Source organism: Enterococcus sp. DIV0086 (assembly GCF_050498705.1).
Taxonomy (GTDB): domain Bacteria; phylum Bacillota; class Bacilli; order Lactobacillales; family Enterococcaceae; genus Enterococcus; species Enterococcus faecalis.
In genome coordinates this window covers 47463-65092 of record NZ_JBNIDN010000003.1, presented here as the reverse complement: position 1 = coordinate 65092, position 17630 = coordinate 47463, and the positions used below count along the sequence as shown (strand labels likewise).

At 36.3% G+C, this 17630-nt stretch carries 18 protein-coding genes and 2 pseudogenes; 17 read left to right on the top strand and 3 right to left on the bottom strand.

The window, feature by feature from the left end; translation table 11 throughout:
• Positions 1-107 precede the first annotated feature (107 nt).
• The 8 genes from IGI63_RS16330 to IGI63_RS16295 all read left to right on the top strand — a co-directional run bounded on the left by IGI63_RS16330 (position 108) and on the right by IGI63_RS16295 (position 6830).
• Positions 108-1016, top strand: coding sequence for a LysR family transcriptional regulator (locus IGI63_RS16330; RefSeq protein ID WP_429976350.1), 909 nt, complete (start codon positions 108-110; stop codon positions 1014-1016).
• A 105-nt stretch (positions 1017-1121) separates the two neighbouring features.
• Complete coding sequence (locus IGI63_RS16325) at positions 1122-1895, top strand: carboxymuconolactone decarboxylase family protein (RefSeq protein WP_429976349.1); 774 nt, start codon at positions 1122-1124, stop codon at positions 1893-1895.
• On the top strand, positions 1888-2724 hold the full coding sequence (locus IGI63_RS16320; protein WP_429976348.1) for an SDR family oxidoreductase: 837 nt from the start codon (positions 1888-1890) through the stop codon (positions 2722-2724). The genes IGI63_RS16325 and IGI63_RS16320 overlap by 8 nt, the downstream gene beginning before the upstream one ends.
• 97 nt (positions 2725-2821) lie before the next feature.
• Positions 2822-3802 (top strand): aldo/keto reductase, encoded by a 981-nt coding sequence (locus tag IGI63_RS16315; protein WP_429976347.1) that lies wholly within the window; start codon positions 2822-2824, stop codon positions 3800-3802.
• 38 nt (positions 3803-3840) lie between these two features.
• Positions 3841-4872, top strand: coding sequence for a zinc-binding dehydrogenase (locus IGI63_RS16310; RefSeq protein ID WP_429976346.1), 1032 nt, complete (start codon positions 3841-3843; stop codon positions 4870-4872).
• A 50-nt stretch (positions 4873-4922) separates the two neighbouring features.
• Positions 4923-5573 (top strand): NAD(P)H-binding protein, encoded by a 651-nt coding sequence (locus IGI63_RS16305; RefSeq protein WP_429976345.1) that lies wholly within the window; start codon positions 4923-4925, stop codon positions 5571-5573.
• Between the two features lie 33 nt (positions 5574-5606).
• Positions 5607-6206, top strand: coding sequence for an NAD(P)H-binding protein (locus IGI63_RS16300; RefSeq protein WP_429976344.1), 600 nt, complete (start codon positions 5607-5609; stop codon positions 6204-6206).
• 252 nt (positions 6207-6458) lie between these two features.
• Positions 6459-6830: a nuclear transport factor 2 family protein gene (locus IGI63_RS16295; RefSeq protein WP_429976343.1), complete on the top strand. Its 372-nt coding sequence runs from the start codon at positions 6459-6461 to the stop codon at positions 6828-6830.
• Between the two features lie 92 nt (positions 6831-6922).
• On the opposite strand, the pseudogene IGI63_RS16290 reads toward IGI63_RS16295, so the two are convergent.
• Positions 6923-7393 (bottom strand): annotated as a pseudogene (locus IGI63_RS16290) (TMEM175 family protein).
• A 49-nt stretch (positions 7394-7442) separates the two neighbouring features.
• Here IGI63_RS16290 and IGI63_RS16285 point away from each other — a divergent pair.
• The 3 genes and pseudogenes from IGI63_RS16285 to IGI63_RS16275 form a co-directional block, all read left to right on the top strand.
• Positions 7443-8261 (top strand): annotated as a pseudogene (locus tag IGI63_RS16285) (IS30 family transposase); the annotation flags it as partial.
• 109 nt (positions 8262-8370) lie between these two features.
• Positions 8371-8694: a winged helix-turn-helix transcriptional regulator gene (locus tag IGI63_RS16280; RefSeq protein WP_429976342.1), complete on the top strand. Its 324-nt coding sequence runs from the start codon at positions 8371-8373 to the stop codon at positions 8692-8694.
• A gap of 89 nt (positions 8695-8783) precedes the next feature.
• The gene (locus IGI63_RS16275) at positions 8784-9404 is read left to right on the top strand and encodes a hypothetical protein (protein ID WP_429976341.1); all 621 of its coding nucleotides are present in this window, start codon (positions 8784-8786) and stop codon (positions 9402-9404) included.
• 196 nt (positions 9405-9600) lie between these two features.
• Here IGI63_RS16275 and IGI63_RS16270 read toward each other — a convergent pair whose 3' ends face one another.
• The gene (locus tag IGI63_RS16270; protein ID WP_429976340.1) at positions 9601-10464 is read right to left on the bottom strand and encodes a LysR family transcriptional regulator; all 864 of its coding nucleotides are present in this window, start codon (positions 10462-10464) and stop codon (positions 9601-9603) included.
• A 113-nt stretch (positions 10465-10577) separates the two neighbouring features.
• Between IGI63_RS16270 and IGI63_RS16265 the strand changes: the two genes are divergently transcribed.
• The 6 genes from IGI63_RS16265 (at position 10578) to IGI63_RS16240 (ending at position 16593) form a co-directional block, all read left to right on the top strand.
• Positions 10578-11453, top strand: a complete 876-nt coding sequence (locus IGI63_RS16265) for an aldo/keto reductase (protein WP_429976339.1) — start codon at positions 10578-10580, stop codon at positions 11451-11453.
• 12 nt (positions 11454-11465) lie between these two features.
• Positions 11466-12329, top strand: a complete 864-nt coding sequence (locus tag IGI63_RS16260) for an aldo/keto reductase (protein WP_429976338.1) — start codon at positions 11466-11468, stop codon at positions 12327-12329.
• A gap of 236 nt (positions 12330-12565) precedes the next feature.
• Entirely contained in the window at positions 12566-13861 is a 1296-nt protein-coding gene (locus IGI63_RS16255) for an MFS transporter (protein WP_429976337.1), read from the top strand.
• Between the two features lie 288 nt (positions 13862-14149).
• Complete coding sequence (locus IGI63_RS16250; protein ID WP_429976336.1) at positions 14150-15094, top strand: alpha/beta hydrolase; 945 nt, start codon at positions 14150-14152, stop codon at positions 15092-15094.
• 87 nt (positions 15095-15181) lie between these two features.
• Positions 15182-15583, top strand: coding sequence for a MerR family transcriptional regulator (locus tag IGI63_RS16245; RefSeq protein WP_185420966.1), 402 nt, complete (start codon positions 15182-15184; stop codon positions 15581-15583).
• Positions 15584-15600: 17 nt separating this feature from the next.
• Positions 15601-16593, top strand: coding sequence for a cyclophilin-like fold protein (locus tag IGI63_RS16240; RefSeq protein WP_429976335.1), 993 nt, complete (start codon positions 15601-15603; stop codon positions 16591-16593).
• A 65-nt stretch (positions 16594-16658) separates the two neighbouring features.
• Here IGI63_RS16240 and IGI63_RS16235 read toward each other — a convergent pair whose 3' ends face one another.
• Positions 16659-17543 (bottom strand): MurR/RpiR family transcriptional regulator, encoded by an 885-nt coding sequence (locus IGI63_RS16235; protein ID WP_429976334.1) that lies wholly within the window; start codon positions 17541-17543, stop codon positions 16659-16661.
• Between the last annotated feature and the right edge of the window lie 87 nt (positions 17544-17630).

Here is a 17630-nt window from a genome sequence, read left to right as displayed (position 1 = left end):
TTAGTTAAGCAGCTATGAATTGGTTAAAGCAAAAGTACATGCAGATCCATTTCATATTAATTATTGATTCTATTTTATGTTACTTCTAAATGAAAAGGAGGGATTGAATGCTACTTCGACAAATGCGTTACTTTATTTCCGTGGTGGAGAACAACAGCTTTACAGAAGCTGCTGAACAAGAGTTTGTCTCACAATCTGCAATTTCACAACAAATCCAATCGCTTGAAAATGAATTAGGAACAGAATTATTAAAAAGACAGCACAGAAAATTTCGCTTGACAGCGGCTGGTGAGTACTTTTATCGTGAAAGTCGCCAGTTATTGAGTCAAATTGATCGAATGATGGCAGAAACCCGAAGAATTGGAAATGATGATGAGGCACATCTTGAAATAGGTTATCTTCAAATTTATGGGGGCCAAGTGTTGCATCAAGTGATTGCCCAGTTTTCTGAGATATACCCAGAAGTTACGATTGATTTGATAAATGGAACTCATGAGGAATTGTACCAAGAACTACTTCAAAAATCAGTTAATCTCGTTTTAAGCGATCAAAGACGGGCATTTTCACCTGATTATGTTAATTTTGAGCTTATCCAGCCTACGACGTCAGTTGAGATTTCAAGTCGGAATCCTTTGAGTAAAAAAACGATACTTGATGTGAATGATCTCATTGATACGCCTTGTATATTAATTACGTCCAAAGATCAAAGACAGCATGAAGAGGCATTTTACAAAGATACACTGGGGTTTTCGAACAACTTTATTTACGCGGAAAACTTGGATGAAGCTCGCTTGATGGTAGCTGGAAATCGCGGTTTTTTACCGATTGAGAATGTTGGTATTCTGGCTGATCCGATTGCAACAACGAAACGAATTCCTGTTCAAAAAGAGGAGACACCAATCACGCGAAAGTATTGTGCATTTTGGAAGAAAACCGAAACGAATTATTATATTGAAGAATTTGCTGAGTTGTTGAAAAAAATAATTCGGGATCAGACTGAAAAGAATCTTTCATAATGAGAGGTTCTTTTTTTGCATAAGTTTTTCTTATCCATGTGATTAGAAAGAAGATTTGTTTCTTGAATTAAAAAAAGTAGAATTTAAGAAGAGGAAGAGAATCCTATGAATATTACAGAACAAGCGAATCAGTATCACGAAAAAATGTTTCCAGACTATCAATCCAGTTTTTTACAAACGGACCCAGAGTTTATCGAACGATTTGACAATTTTGCTTTTGACGAGGTGATTCAACAAGATAATCTAGAGGAGCACACACGATTTCTCGCAATTTTGGCTGGTTTGATTGGATGTCAGGGAATCGAAGAGTTTAATGCGATGATTCCAGCAGCAATAAACTTTGGTGTGACCCCTATCGAAATCAAAGAAATTGTCTATCAATCAGTTGCTTATCTAGGCATAGGACGTGTCTTTCCTTTTTTGAGGGCGACGAATCAACGCTTTGGTGATATGGGTATCTCGCTACCTTTAGAAGGGCAAGCAACAACGAAAATCGACGAGCGATTAAGTGCGGGAGAAAAAGCACAAATCGCTATCCTTGGTGAGCAGATGAAGGGATTTGCTCACCAAGGACCGATTGAAAGCCGTCATATCAATAAATGGTTAGTTGATAATTGTTTTGGAGACTATTATACGAGAACTGGCTTAAACTATCAGCAGCGTGAACTGATTACCTTTTGTTTTTTAGCGGCTCAAGGAGGATGCGAACCACAACTACGCTCTCATGTTGAAGCGAATATAAGAATCGGAAATAGCAAAAAATTCTTGATCAATGTCTTATCCACTTTGGTTCCTTATCTTGGTTATCCGAGAGTTCTCAACGGATTAAAATGTGTGAATCAAGCAGAAGAAAATATTAGGGGGAACGATCATGAATAATAAAGTTTGGTTAATAACTGGTGTCAGCAGCGGATTTGGGTATGAACTAACAAAACAATTATTAGAAAAGGGAGAAACAGTAGTTGGTACTGTGAGAAGCGATAAGAACGTACGAGAGTTTATGAAAGCTTATCCTGATACGTTTTTCAGACAGTTTCTTGATGTAACAGAGGTCAAAGCAATCAACGATCTAGTAAAAAATGTCTATAAAAAGCTAGGTAGAATTGATGTAGTCATCAGCAATGCAGGTTATGGATTGTTTGGTGCAGCAGAGGAGTTAACGGATGAAGAAATCGATCAGATTATTGCTACGAATCTGACTGGTTCAATTCAATTGGTTCGTTCAGTATTACCATTTATGCGTAAGCAAGGGTATGGGCGAATCGTTCAAATTTCTAGCTATGGTGGACAAGTTGCTTTTGCCGGAAATTCACTTTATCATGCGACAAAATGGGGGATTGAAGGTTTTGTTGAGTCAGTGGCGAAGGAAGTCGCTCCATTTAATATCGGAATGACGATTGTCGAACCCGGTGGCGCTCGAACACAATTTCGTTACGGCAGTGCTCAAGTCGCAAATTTGATGTCTGAATATAATGGAAATCCAGCTCACGCCTTTTTGACAATGTTAAATCCAGATAATGGCTTGGCTGCTGGCGATCCCGAAAAAATGGCTACCCGTATCATTGAAAGTGTAGATGTAAATCCTGCACCAATGCGCTTGGTTTTAGGATCACAAGCCTTAAATGACACAATCAATGTCTTAGAAGAGAGAATTAAACAATTCAAAGCGCAAGCAGATATTGCGGCTTCTACAGATATCATCGATTAAGGAAAAATTGATACGCATTTTATTTTGAAGTACTTTTCAAACTGTGTTAATAAGAAACGAAATATTTAGTTAAATTAATACTACTGGAGGGAAAAAGATGGACTATGTAAAATTCGGCAACACTGGTATGGATGTATCGCAACTTTGTCTTGGAACCATGGGCTTTGGCGATCCCAATAGTGGGTTTCACGAGTGGGTTTTAGAAGAGGAAGAAAGCCGTCAGGTTATCAAAAAAGCTTTAGATTTAGGGATTAATTTTTTTGATACAGCAAATGTATATTCTTATGGAGCAAGTGAACGAATTTTAGGACAAGCACTCAAGGATTTTGCTAACAGAGATGAAATCGTCGTAGCTACAAAAGCATTTGTAACTATGAAAAAGGCACCTAATAGTGGTGGCTTGTCTAGAAAAGCTCTTTTTTATCAAATTGATCAAAGCTTAGAACGTCTTAAAATGGATTATGTAGATTTGTACATTGTTCATCGTTGGGATTACAATACGCCCATTGAAGAGACAATGGAAGCTTTGCACGACATCGTGAAGTCTGGAAAAGTGCGTTACATTGGTGCCTCTGCGATGTACGCTTGGCAATTTGCCAAAGCCCAAGCAGTTGCTGACAAACGTGGTTGGACTAAATTTGTCTCAATGCAAAACCATTTAAACCTACTCTATCGTGAAGAAGAACGAGAAATGATGTCTTTGTGTGATGATCAAAAAATAGCAGTGACCCCCTATAGTCCGTTGGCTTCCGGACGTTTGACTCGCGATTGGGAAGCGACAACAAATCGATTTCTAACTGATACCGTAGCGAAATCGAAATATGACAAGACAGAAGATCAAGACCGAGTCATTGTCGAAAGAGTAGCAGAAATTGCCGATAAATACCAAGTAAAACGTGCACAAGTTGCTTTAGCTTGGCTATTGCAAAAAAAATCTGTTATAGCACCAATTATCGGTGCCACCAAAGAAAGCCACTTAACTGATGCACTACCAGCATTAGATTTGAAGTTGTCACCAGAAGATGTCGCATATTTAGAAGAGGTGTATGTGCCTCATCAAATTGTGGGCGCAAATTGATCAAAGAATTGATATGAATTGAAAGGATAGATGAAATTATGAAAGCAACTGTATTTGTAGAACCTGGAAAGATGGAAATAAAGGAAGTTGAAAAGCCAATCATTGAGCATTCAGATGAGGCCGTGATTCGTGTGCTTAGAGCGAGTGTTTGTGGCTCAGATTTATGGTGGTACCGTGGAATTTCAGAAAAAGAAAAAGGAACATTTGCCGGTCATGAAGCCATTGGTATCGTAGAAGCAGTCAGTAAAGATGTAACAAGTGTGCAGCCAGGCGATTTTGTGATTGTGCCTTTTACCCATGGTTGTGGACATTGTGCATCTTGCTTGGCTGGCTTCGATGGTGATTGTTTGAATAATACCGCTGGCGCTAGTACGTACCAAGCTGAATATTTAAGCTATATCGGTGCAAATTGGGGACTAGTAAAAATTCCTGGCCAACCAGAGGACTACTCAGAAGATATGTTAAATTCTTTTGTTGCATTAGCTGATGTGATGGCGACAGGATATCATGCGGCAGTCAGTGCCGAAGTAAAGACTGGTGACACAGTTGCCGTTATTGGAGATGGAGCAGTTGGACTTTGTGGTGTGATCGCAGCTAAATTGTTAGGCGCAAAAAGAATTATTGCGATGAGTCGTCATGAGGACAGACAAAAACTTGCCCTTGAGTTTGGTGCTACGGATATTATTGCAGCTCGAGGTGATGATGCAATTAAAGAAATCATGGTCCTCACTGGTGCCGGTGCTGATGCAGTAATGGAGTGTGTCGGAACTCAGCAAGCTGTAGATACAGCAACAAAAATTGGTCGTCCAGGTTCTGTGATTGGTCGAGTGGGCGTTCCTCATATTGATGAACTAGATACCAATCAACTGTTTTGGAAAAACATTGGATTACGAGGCGGAATCGCTGCGGTAACCACTCACGATAAAAATGCTTTATTGGATGCTGTTCTTCGAGGAGAGATCCATCCTGGAAAAGTTTTTACCAAACAATTTGATTTAGCAGATGTTCAATTGGCTTATGAAGCAATGGACAAGCGAGAAGCTATTAAGTCTCTATTGGTTATTGCCTAGATTAAAAAATATGGCTGTTACCTTTTCGACTTTAGAAAAGAGGAAATAAAATGAATGTATTAATTTTAGGAGCAAATGGACAAATTGCCCGTATTGTGGAGGAACGGATATTAACTGAAAGCGCCTTTGAAGATGTCTTGTTGACCTTGGGACTACGGAATCCATCTCGCTTACAAAATTTGGCAGGTAACTCCCGGATCATTCTATCAGAGGTAGATTTGAACAGACGAGATCAAGTAGAAGCTGTTATGGAAGGGCAAGATTTAGTTTTTGTGGCAGCAGTGGATCACGATAATCAAAATCGTCCTACAAAAAATGTGATTGCCGCGATGGAAACGAATGGAGTAAAGCGGGTACTTTATACGAATATTCTCGGACTTTATAATGAGGTACCAGGTGAATTTGGTCGTTGGAACTTGGCTCAAGTGAGAAGTGGCTTAAACGCAGCGATTACATCCGATCACTTATTGGCAGACTCTGGCATGGATTACACAACCTTACGCTTACCCTGGCTAAACAATCGAGATGAAATTAAGTATGAGGTGACTCATAAAGATGAGACATATGTAGGGGTTTCTGGCTCAAGGAAAAGTATTGCAGATTTGATTTTACAAATTATTTCAGACCCAACTTTATATAGTAAAGATAGTATCGGAATAGCTGATGCAGCTACTCAAGGATTGAATCGCCCAGTATATTGATGACTCTGGGTATTGTTAAATAGGAGTGGTAAAATGAACGTATTATTAATTGGCGCAACAGGAACAGTCGGAAATGCTGTCAGAGAAAAACTATTGCAGGAAACAGATGATAAGTTGACATTGTTTGCTCGACATACAAGCAGGTTAAAAAGTGACTCCAGTAGAGAGGCTATTATTTCTGGAGATGTGAACTCCACAAGGGACTTACAAAAAGCACTGACAGATCAGGATGCGGTTTTTGTTGCATTAAGTGGAAATTTAGGTGCTATGGCAGAAAGTATTGTGAACGATATGGAAACCTCACCTGTTAAGCGACTGATTTTCATTACTTCAATGGGAATTTATGATGAAATTCCCAACTCTGTAGGTAGTGGTGGTAACCTTTCCCATAATCCAGTCTTGGAAACTTATCGTAAGGCGGCAGATATCATTGAAGCTTCTGACTTGGATTATACAATTATTCGTCCAGGATGGTTCGATAACGGCACTACGGAATATGAAATCACCCTTAAAGGTGAGCCATTTGGCGGACATGATGTAGCTGTAGCAGGTATCGCTGATTTGGTAAAACGCTTGATTCATGAACCAAAATTTGGAATAAGAGAAAGCCTGGGGATTAATCGTCCAGAATAAGCGATTGTTAAACAAGCTAGTCTGAGAAAATGCACCAATCATTTTCCTCAGACTAGTTTTTATAACTTGATTAACTGATAAAAATTGAGAATGGTAAGCTTTATTTTTTGATGAATGGAAACAACTGGACCAACTAATAATAGTATGAACTGACAGTATGAGACTAAAATAGGTCGGTCTTTAGATATAAATATGTTGAATTCTTTGTAGTGATTTATTTAGTTTAACCAGATAGAATTGGGGAATGAGAAGATGAAAGATGAAGATATTTTGAAATCCCTATACCGCCAAGTCAACCAAGCTATGGTGGCTAAGGATAGAAACACATTAGAAAATCTTTTGGTGCCGGATACCTTTTTGGTGCATATGACTGGATATGTACAGTCAGTGTCTGAATGGCTAGATCAGATTGATTCTGAAGAGATGAAGTACTATTCTTGGCAAGAATCTATGATTAAGGATGTTCATATTGAAGGCTACCGTGCCAGTTTAATTGGTCAAAGCCGTGTAAAAGCGCGCGTATGGGGAAATGGTCCAACAATTTGGAATCTACAAATGACTGTCTTCTTTGAAAAAATCAACGGCGAATGGAAGATCACAAGACAAGTCGCTAGCACTTTTTAAAAATAGAAACATCCAAGCATTTCAAGTAAAAATAATATAGAAAAAATAGTCTGAGAAAATGTACGAATCATTTTTCTCGGACTAGCTTTTTATTATTTACTAAGGTTTTTACGGATAAATTTGATTTGGTTTGGAATCACTAGGACAAGTAGAGTTAATAATACAGCATAAGACATCGCTTGAGGCCAAACTGTAATCGAAAGTACCAGACCAATAATTTTCAGCATTTTCTTTTATCAAAGTTTGGTGAGTTAGGATATTTGAAATAGTAATAGCAATGACGATGATCCCGTAAAAAAATTGCGCAGAAGAATTTGAAAAATTCTCAGAGACAATGGAAGTACTATAAGGAAATAGGAAAGAAAAAAAGAGCATAATAACCGTTCCCCAGATAGTGTGATTATTGATTCGTTTGACGTGACACCATTCGTTATGCAAATTTATCCACATTGTGCCTAGCCAAAAAAGGATAGTGTGTAAGTAAAAAAATTCTCTCGTAATGCCCAAAATCCAGAAAAACTAATGGAATCTGGTTTCTTAAGTTCTAAGACTAAGATAGTCATGACAATGGCCAACACTGCGTCAGTAAAGGCGATTAATCGTTCTTTTCCCAAAAGAAGCCCTTCAACTGTTATGAGGAACTTAAGAGGAATACTAAAAAGTTTAGAGCTTATTCGCCTTCTCTAGCTCAAAAATCGTATCATAAGAACAAGCAGAAGTGCGGAAGAAAGAGAATCTTGGAACAGTCACCGTATAGGGAAATCACTCGTAAGCTACCTTTTGAAGACCAATGGTCTATTTGATGAAGGATTTCCTGTAGGAAGTCCTGGTGCACGAAAAATGTTAAGACGAAAGGGAAGAAAATCAGTGACTAAAAGAATCGGCGGTCGTCATGGACGATTTACGGATGTGAAAACAATTCATGAGCGACCAACAAAAGCTGAAAATAGAGAAGAACTTGGCCTCTGGGAAGCTGATGCTGTCTTGGGACACCGAGGAAAATCATGTCTTGTCACACTCGTTGATCGGAAATCTCGATTTTTATTAGCTGGAAGAATTCCTAAAAATGATTCAATTTATGTAAGGGATATGATTGTAAAATTGCTATCTCCCTTGCACAAAAAACATCGCAAAACCATTACACCAGACAGAGGACCAGAATTTGCTAAATACAAGTACTTCAGCAGATTATGTGGTATTGATTGTTACTTTGCAGACCCTTGGTCTCCATGGCAGCGCGGAACAAACGAAAATACAAATGGACTGATACGAGAGTATTTGCCTAAACGGACGGATATGACTCCAGTTTCAGAAGAGTATATTCGCTCAGTCGTTCATAAATTAAATAACCGCCCAAGAAAATGCCTGAATTGGAAAACCCCATATGAGATATTTTACGATAAGTCATTAAGTTTTATTTTGCAACAGTGAGGAGATATTTACAAAAAATTTGTTAAACATATGAAAAAGTGAAAGAGACAGAGTATAATATACGTTGTCTAGCTAAAAAAAGAATAGATTTAATTTGAAAGGAAATATAATGATAAAAAAAGAAGAAATGCCTTTATGTGACGTTGCAACTACAGTTCAATTAGTTGGTAGTAAATGGAAACTTTTAATAATTAGAGATCTTATCTCAGGTCCCAAAAGAACATCACAACTTAAACGTTCTTTGGCGGGTGTTTCTCAGAAGGTTTTAACTGAAAGCTTGAGTTCAATGATAGATGATGGTCTTGTGGATAGAATAGATTTAAAAAAAGTTCCTCCTCATGTTGAGTATCAATTAACACCACTAGGAGAATCATTTTTACCAGTTATCGAATCTATGAGACAATGGGGAAAATACTACAAATCTCAATTATAAATCATGGTTATATTTTTGTGCCTACTTCACAAAAAGATTCTATTAATTTAATATTGATTTAAACAGTTTTTGATGAGGAGAAGATGCAAATGAGTATAGAATCATTTAAATTTACGCCTGTTCATACCACTTCTAGATTAGTAGAATTTGAGGGTGAACTAGTCCTGCAGGTAATTAAAAGTGAAAAAATAATGGAATTTGATGAGAACACTTATTGCAAAATAGAAGACATTTCATTTCACAACGGAGTAATTGAAGTAAAAGTTCTAAGTAGGCTATTACCAGAGGCACCTGATTTCGCAAGAGGATTCATAGGAATTGCTTTTCGAATTAATAAGGATGATTCTTCCTTTGAATCATTTTATATCAGACCCGCAAATGGAAGAGTGTCTGATCCTATTAGAAAAAATAGGGGAACACAATATTTTTCCTATCCCAATTACACTTTTGATTATTTTAGAGAGCGAGGAATTACAGATTTTGAATCTTCGGCTAATATAGGTCTTGATGAATGGATTACAATAAAAGCTGTCATTGAGGATCAAACTGCAAATTTCTATGTGAATGACGAAGAAACACCAGCTCTTATTGTGAATAATTTAATATTAGGTTCTGAAGAAAGAGGTTCAATTGGGCTGTTTGTGGATATTGGCACACAAGGGTTCTTTAAAGATTTAAAGATTACTTCATATGACTATGAAGCTTCTTAAGTCAAATAAATAGTAATATATAGACGGGTGAGTAGAGTAGATTATTCTACTCACCTTCTTTATATAGCAGAGAAAAACAGTTTATACAATAAGAAAAAGTAATTGAAGAATTTTAAACTTATATCAAATGAAAAACGTTGCACTTAATTAGACAATGCTAGTAGAAAATTCCTCCTTAATTAATTTTTTAGGCTTTCTAATCAAACTTCTTCCATTCATCTTGCCACAAATTAATCAGTGGTAACATTATCTCTTGATTTTCAATTAAATAATTAGCAAAAAAATTCATAGTTGCGCTGTTATCAGAAATTTCTACAGGAACACGGTCATTGGATATTTCTGGATCCCAGGTGGAACTTATGGAAGAAAGATTTGTTTCAAAATAAGGGAAAATCGAATAATTTCGAATCTCTGTAAAATCTGCTTCGCTTTGATAAATAAATTTTGCGTCAGGTATCTTTTCATGTATGAGGTCAGCCCAGATGCCAATGTCATTGCGGACAATAAAACTTAATCCAGAAAGAGCTTCAAAAGTAACTGATTGTTTCCCTCCTAGATTTGAAAAACTATTAATTCTGACTGATAGATGTTCTTGACCGAGGTAGCTCGAATGAATGCGACGATTGCTCAATGGCTGGTTTGTCACGATACAGGTATATTTTCGGTTTAAAAGAAGTTCAGCTATTTTATTTGTCTGAATTAATTCTTGTTGAATGAGTAAATTATCTCTCCTTGTTTGATTTAAGACAAACAAAGGTCCTGGAGCCGTGGATGCGATAGTTACGGATTCCATATTATGATTAAAGGTTATCACGTCTTCGACAAACGCTTGATTTGCATCTAATAGTCGTTGTGCTTTTTGTACGGCATATTCACCAGTTTTTGTTAAGGTGATTCTATTTGGTGTTCGAATGAATAATTTAACACCTAATTGTTCTTCTAGTTTTTGAGTTCCTCGTGTAATTGCGGGTTGTGAGATACCAAGATAGTCAGCTGCGGCTGCAAGTGTGCCAAATTTTGCAAAAGCAGTGAGTTCTTCTAATAAATAATAGTCAATCATGTTTTTGCCTCCTAGCTTAACCTAAGTGTATACTAGCATGTAAAAGTATTTATTTTCAAGTACTTTATTTGCTCTTATAATCTAGCTATAGATTAGAAAGGAAGGAATTGATTATGAACAAAACACCAATTTTTCAATTAAATGATGGAAACAGGATACCTGCACTTGGATTTGGAGTATTTCAAGTTCCAACTGAGGGTGCAACTTATAATGCAGTTTTGAAAGCAATAGATTTAGGCTATCGTCATATTGACACAGCGGTTGCTTATTTTAACGAAGAAGAAGTTGGAAGAGCAGTCAAGGATAGTGGTGTTGCTCGAGAAGAAATTTGGATAACATCGAAAATGTGGTTACAAGATTATGCCTATGAAGATGCCAAACAGGCAATCGAAACTTCACTTTCAAAACTTGGGGTTGATTATTTGGATTTATACTTGCTTCATCAACCCTATGGAAAGTTATCAGAAGCATGGAAAGCAATGGTTGAAGCAAAAGCCGCTGGAAAAATTCGTTCTATTGGAGTTTCTAATATGACTTCTACACTTTGGACAAAATGGCAACAACAAGGTTTATTTGACGAAATGCGACCTTCAGTAAACCAAGTTGAGTTTAATCCCTATTTCCAACAGAAAGAGCTACGAAAACTTATGGCTGAAAATCAGGTGATTCTGGAAGCTTGGGGACCGTTGGGACAAGGAAATGTTGAATTGTTTAATGAATCGGCACTACAAAGAATTGCCAATAAGTACAATAAAAATGTGGGACAAGTAATTCTACGTTTTGAACACCAAGAAGGAATTATTGTTTTTCCAAAATCAGTACACAAAGAGCGGATGCAATCCAATCAAGATATTTTTGATTTTGAACTAACTAGTGATGAAATGGACAGTATTCGCAGCTTAGATCGTGGGCAGGGCAGACACAATCCAGATGCAGCTGGAGTAGAAGAAATGTTGCTAAGTGCATTTGATGTTCATAAACAAGATTAAGGAGACAAAGTAATGATACCAACAATAAAATTGAATGATGGGAATGAAATGCCACAGGTAGGTTTTGGCGTTTTTCAAATCCCTAATCATCTTGAAGCTAGAAGTACAGTTGAGGCGGCATTATCTAATGGTTATCGACTAATCGACACCGCTGAAGCTTATAATAATCAACTAGCAATTGGTGAAGCTATCAGTCGGAGTAGTACAAAACGTGAGGATATCTTTTTAACGACAAAATTATGGGTTTCGAACTTCACCTATGAAAAAGCGAAACAAGCGATTGACCATGATTTACAAGAGCTAAAAACTGACTATATTGATCTTTTTTTGTTGCATCAAGCTTATGGTGATGTTGCTGGTGCTTGGCGAGCTATGGAAGAAGCACAAAAAGCGGGAAAAATAAAGTCCTTAGGGGTTTCAAATTTTTGGCCCGCCCAATTGAAGAATTTGGAATTAATGATGAATGTTAAACCAGTTGTCAATCAAATAGAAGTTAATCCTTGGTTTCAAAGAACACAAGAAGTTGAGTGGAATCAAAAAGAAGATGTGGCGGTTGAAGCTTGGGCACCTTTTGCTGAAGGAAAAAATGGGATTTTTACGAATAAGCTATTAAGACAGATTGGTGAAAAATATGGAAAAACTCCTGGACAAGTCATTCTTCGATGGTTACTACAACGGAACATTATCCTGATACCTAAGTCGGTGCACGTTAATCGTCAAAAAGAAAATATTACACTGTTTGACTTTGAACTATCAATGGAAGATATGAATTTGATTTCAACGTTAGATAGGAACAAGAGTCAATTTTTCGACCATCATGATCCAGATACAATTGAGCAAATCTTTGGATCGAGTTTACGTGAATTAAGATTATGATCAGTCGAAAGATATTACTAAAATTACCATATACAAATAAAATACTTCTATGTGCTTTTACTCACCCTATAGAAGTTTTTTTGCTATCAAAAGTAACAAAAAGAAAGCGGGGAAATTTTCTACTTGGAAGATGAATATAGTAGTTAGCGGTTCTTTATATTCACGATAAAAATGATAATGTCATTAGAAAGAGCGAAAGCTAGTTACAAAAAATAGAATAGAAAGAGGTTAGAAATTTGACTAAGCAAAAATTTGGCATCATTTTACCAATCACACTCCTCTCGTATTTCTTAATTTTAATGGATAACTCGATCATCTTTACAAGTTCCGTCCAAATTGGGGAGAGTCTTCATTTGACAGCAACGTCGCTATCTTGGGTGTCCAGTGCATATACACTTACCTTTGGCGGTTTCCTATTATTAAGTGGGCGACTCTCAGATCTATTGGGAAGAAAGAGAATCTTTTTAATAGGGTTACTAATTTTCGGATTTAGTTCCCTCGTCATTGGGTTATCGCAAACGCCATTTATGGTGATTACCATGCGTGCGATTCAAGGAATTGGGAGCTCAATTATTGCGCCTACATCTCTTGCTTTAATTATGGATAACTACAAGAATAATATGCGACAACAGGCTATTTCCTATTACGGAGCAACAGCAGGTATTGGTTCAAGTGTTGGACTATTAGTAGGTGGTGGTTTAACAAGTCTTATTTCTTGGCGTGCAGGCTTCTTGATCAATGTCCCATTTACAATCATTCTGTTTTATCTCACATTGCGCTTTGTGAAGAACTCTGAAATGAGGAAAGAAAGAATTGATTATATTGGTAGCCTGTTATCAGTTGTCGGTTTGATTGGTATTATCTATGGTTTTACTGAAGGTATGGGATTTTTGGTATTGTTAGGAATTCTTATTTTAGGGTTGTTTATCCTTCGTGAAAAAAGTATTTCGTTTCCCATCTTGCCATTGGTACTCTTTAGAAATCGGATTCGATCTGGAGCGTACGTTGTGCGACTTTTATTTATGATGGCGATGCTCCCATTTTGGTTCTTTTTGCCACAAATGATGCAAGCACAGTATGGTTTTTCAGCATTACAATCTGGAATGGCTTTTTTACCTCTTACACTCGTTAATTTTCTAATCGCCATGCAATTGCCTAGATTAACTTCCAAGTTTGGCAACAATCGAGTCTTACTGATAGGCGAAATCATTCTTGCTGTGGGATTAATTCTTTTGGCCTTTTCTGATATTACTAGTGGTTATTGGTCGGCCATTTTTATTCCAATGGTAATACTTGGTTTAGGGCAAGGATTAATCCTTGCACCAGTGACTTCTGCTGGTGTACACGAAGCGCCAAATGAACTTTCAGGAGCCGCAAGTGGTGTTACTAATACGATGCACCAAATTGGAGGTCCTATTGGATTGTCCTTGATTGTCTCTCTCACGAATCAATTTCAGATTGAGATGATTTTGATGGCTGTGTTTACCATTATTTCAATTGTTGTAATAGCTGTTTTTATTAGGTCTGAATGATTGGAGTGATTGACTCCCAGATAATCAATGTATTATATCTCATTTTTTGATATGTGTTAAGGCTGCTAAAAAAAGAAGAAGTTGACTTCTGAGTCTTCAAATTCACTTTTTAAATAACTGTTTTAAATTAACAAATGCAAATTGGAAGCAAAGTGGTTGACATAGAGTTAACTCTATTACTTATGATAAATCCATAGTCAAATCCTTAAAGGAATAAATTTGATAAAAAGGAGTAGAGTAAAGTGATGAATAAGGATTTAATTTAAACAGAATTGGAGACGAAGTAAAATGACACAAAATGGAAATTATATTTTTGAATTGAATAAAAATGTTGAAAGGAAGAGTGTTTCGTATAAAAATCGTTATGGGATTAAAATTTCTGGAGATATGTATATACCTAAAAATTCAGATTCAAAAATGACTTATCCAGGCTTAATTATTGGAACGCCGTATGGAGGGGTTAAAGAGCAAGGCCCAGGGGTATATGCAAATGAATTAGCTCAAAGAGGATTTGTTGTACTGACTTTTGATCCTTCTTATAATGGATATAGTGGTGGTGAGCCTCGCCATGTATCATCTCCAGATATTTTTGTTGAAGACTTTAGTGCAGCAATTGATTTTATTGGTACACGTCCATTTGTTGACAAAATGAAACTCGGCGCAATCGGTATTTGTGGCAGCGGTGGTTTTGCGCTTAGCGCAGCTCAGGTCGATCGTCGAATCAAAGCGATAGCTACTGTAAGTATGTATGATATTTCTCGGGCACAACGAGGAGATTCATTAAGTGAGGCCAAAAGAAACAAGATGTTAGATGACATAAATGAACAACGCTACGTAGACTTTGAAAATAATCAACCAACTCTAGGGCCTAGAGGTGCTGCTATTGGATTTGATGAAACTACAGATCCTATAGGTAAAGAATTTGGTGAATTTTACTCTACTCCTAGAGGGTATCACCCTAATTCAATAACTCAGTTTACCATTACTAGTAGTATGTCATTTATGAACTTTCCTTTGTTAACGTATATTAAATCTATTTCTCCACGACCAATCTTATTGATTATTGGAGAAAATGCACACTCAAGATTCTTCAGCGAAGATGTTTATGGTGAAGCTAGCGAGCCAAAAGAATTATATGTTGTTCCTCATGCAGGACATGTTGATTTATATGACAAACTTGATTTGATTCCATTTGATAAACTCACTGATTTCTTTGGTGAACATCTCGCATAGAACAGGCTGCAAGCAGAGTGCGATGACAGTAAAAAAAGATCCAAAAATTCCAACTGGAAAGCTTTTCGACATGATAAGGAGTGTACGATGAAAGATTATAAAATCGGTGAATTTGCTAAAATTTTAGGTGTTAGTGTTCACACCCTTCGCTATTACGAAAAAGAAGGTCTGATTATTCCCGAAAAAAGAGAACGGAATCTGCGCTACTATTCAGAGGAAGATCGATTATGGATGGAGTTTTTACTTCATATGAAAGAGACGGGAATGTCGATCTTGGATATGAAGAAATATACTGAATTGAGAAAGAGTGAAGACTATAATCCTAAAGAATTGATAGACATATTAATTCGACATAGGGAAAAAGTTATTGAACAAATCGAAATTTATCAGAAAAACTTAGACATCCTAAATGAAAAAATAAGTATCTATCAAAATGAACTAGGAGAAGATTTATTTGATAAATTTAAGGAGATGGAATCATCACACTAAGAATAGGGAGGAATCAATTGTTTACATCAAAATCATTGATGTTGGTTACTGGTCTGGTTGCCATAGTTCTTTTAGTATCTGGATGCTCATCGACAAATTCAAAGGAATCCTCGTCTAAAGCTTCTTCTGATATCGGAAAACAAAAGGTCTTAGTGGTTTACTATTCTTTATCAGGGAATACTAAACTGCTGGCGGAGAAAATTCATGAGGTAGCAGGTGGCGACATATATGAAATTGAGTTGAAAAATCCTTATCCCAAAAGCTTATCTGAAGCACACAAACGTTCCAAAGAAGAGCGTTCATCTGGCAAATTGCCTGAATTAAAAAAGGATAATCTGGATTTGAGCGCTTATGATTTAGTATTATTTGGAGGACCCGTTTGGTCAGATACACTAGCCACTCCATTAGAAAGCTTTATCCAGACAAAAGAACTCTCAAAATTGAGAATTGCCCCTTTCTATACTTATGCAAATAGTAGGGGTAATTATGAAGAGCACTTTCAGCGTTTACTCGCAAATCATGATTTAGAAAATGGTCTCGGAGTTAGTTCTTCCGAATTATCTGATGACCAGAAGATTACAGAAAATGTAAGCATATGGTTTAAGACATTGGATACAGCGAGTCGAAACTCTTTAAAAATAAAGAGTTCGAATAGTAATCAGATTGAAATTAAAACCGGATATACTGTGATTGAAGCTGAATTAAACAATAGCCTTGCTGCTCAAAAATTTAAAGAACAGCTTCCACAAACTATTTCGATGCAAAGAATGGGAGATCATGAGTATTACGGCAGACTAGAAGAAAATTTAGCTCCTTCAGAAAATCTTCAAACTGGATATAGTATTGGCGACTTAGCCTTTTGGACACCAGGAAATCTTTTTGCACTCTATTTTGCTGAACCGGATACCGATCCTGAAGGACTAATGATTTTAGGAAAAGTAACTTCTAATATTGAGGAAGTGGAGAGATTAGATAATAATGTAGATATAGAAATAAGACTTGTTAAGTAAAATATACTAAGATTAGAGGGTAAGCTCATCCGTCAACGAGTTTACCCTCTAATTTTAGTATATTTCTATTCTTTAATATCTGTTTGATGAAAAATTCGAGTTTCTTCAAGATTCATTGAGTTTTGAACTTTAAAGTTGTAATTTTTCATATAATTTTTGGAAAAAACTCCAGCATATAGAACGTTTAACAAAAATAAAATTGATTCTTCAGTTGAAAAATTACTGATCTTTTTATAAAGTCTTTCTCTTGAAGAGATACCTAAAATCGTATCTATTTCTTGATGTATATAATTTCCTCCGTCACTAGTCAATCCAATTAACTTAACACCTTGTTGTTTCAATTGTGGAATAAAGCTCATTGGTTCTCTTGATACATCGTTTCCAGAGTAGGAAATTATTATTACAGCATCACTTTTTGTTAATCCACTTACCGTAATTCCAATTTCTCCACTTTGAATAACTTCCACTGATTTTCCGATTGTTGTCATTTTTCTCCTAAAAATATCTCCTAAGAGATTATTAGGACTGACACCTAAAACCACAATTCTTCTTGAATTAAGAAGTATTTCTACTGCGTTTTCTAAATGTAAGATATCAATATTATCCGCAGTATCTTGAATGCTTTCCATTTGTATTGTCGCTATATTTTTTATGATTTCGTCATAATTATCTTTGTGTGTGAAAGGGATGTTGGGATCGATTTCAGAATAATGTGTTTGTTCATAGCGGACATCTTCAATCAGTTTATTCGAAAAATCTTTCCATCCATTAAATCCTAAAGCTTTACCGAATCTTACTAAAGCAGACTTTGAAGAGAAAGTTTTCTTAGCTATTTGGTTGATTGAAAATTTGTGAATATCGTACTTATTTTCTAAAATGAATTCAGCTATTTCTCTTTTGGTACTATTTTGGCTAACAGTGTATTCTTCTATTCTTTGTAATAATTTCATCGCTTTTGTCCACTCCCTTAATCATAAGTTTATACTCGAAATTAGAAAAGTTCAATCATTATCAAAAGGAAGTTTCAGATAGTTTCA

Excerpts from the sequence above, each read along its gene's own strand:
- IGI63_RS16330 (WP_429976350.1), top strand. The coding sequence starts at position 108 with ATGCTACTTCGACAAATGCGTTACTTTATTTCCGTGGTGGAGAACAAC.
- IGI63_RS16325 (WP_429976349.1), top strand. The coding sequence starts at position 1,122 with ATGAATATTACAGAACAAGCGAATCAGTATCACGAAAAAATGTTTCCA.
- IGI63_RS16320 (WP_429976348.1), top strand. The coding sequence starts at position 1,888 with ATGAATAATAAAGTTTGGTTAATAACTGGTGTCAGCAGCGGATTTGGG.
- IGI63_RS16315 (WP_429976347.1), top strand. The coding sequence starts at position 2,822 with ATGGACTATGTAAAATTCGGCAACACTGGTATGGATGTATCGCAACTT.
- IGI63_RS16310 (WP_429976346.1), top strand. The coding sequence starts at position 3,841 with ATGAAAGCAACTGTATTTGTAGAACCTGGAAAGATGGAAATAAAGGAA.
- IGI63_RS16305 (WP_429976345.1), top strand. The coding sequence starts at position 4,923 with ATGAATGTATTAATTTTAGGAGCAAATGGACAAATTGCCCGTATTGTG.
- IGI63_RS16300 (WP_429976344.1), top strand. The coding sequence starts at position 5,607 with ATGAACGTATTATTAATTGGCGCAACAGGAACAGTCGGAAATGCTGTC.
- IGI63_RS16295 (WP_429976343.1), top strand. The coding sequence starts at position 6,459 with ATGAAAGATGAAGATATTTTGAAATCCCTATACCGCCAAGTCAACCAA.
- IGI63_RS16280 (WP_429976342.1), top strand. The coding sequence starts at position 8,371 with ATGATAAAAAAAGAAGAAATGCCTTTATGTGACGTTGCAACTACAGTT.
- IGI63_RS16275 (WP_429976341.1), top strand. The coding sequence starts at position 8,784 with ATGAGTATAGAATCATTTAAATTTACGCCTGTTCATACCACTTCTAGA.
- IGI63_RS16270 (WP_429976340.1), bottom strand. The coding sequence starts at position 10,464 with ATGATTGACTATTATTTATTAGAAGAACTCACTGCTTTTGCAAAATTT.
- IGI63_RS16265 (WP_429976339.1), top strand. The coding sequence starts at position 10,578 with ATGAACAAAACACCAATTTTTCAATTAAATGATGGAAACAGGATACCT.
- IGI63_RS16260 (WP_429976338.1), top strand. The coding sequence starts at position 11,466 with ATGATACCAACAATAAAATTGAATGATGGGAATGAAATGCCACAGGTA.
- IGI63_RS16250 (WP_429976336.1), top strand. The coding sequence starts at position 14,150 with ATGACACAAAATGGAAATTATATTTTTGAATTGAATAAAAATGTTGAA.
- IGI63_RS16245 (WP_185420966.1), top strand. The coding sequence starts at position 15,182 with ATGAAAGATTATAAAATCGGTGAATTTGCTAAAATTTTAGGTGTTAGT.
- IGI63_RS16235 (WP_429976334.1), bottom strand. The coding sequence starts at position 17,543 with ATGAAATTATTACAAAGAATAGAAGAATACACTGTTAGCCAAAATAGT.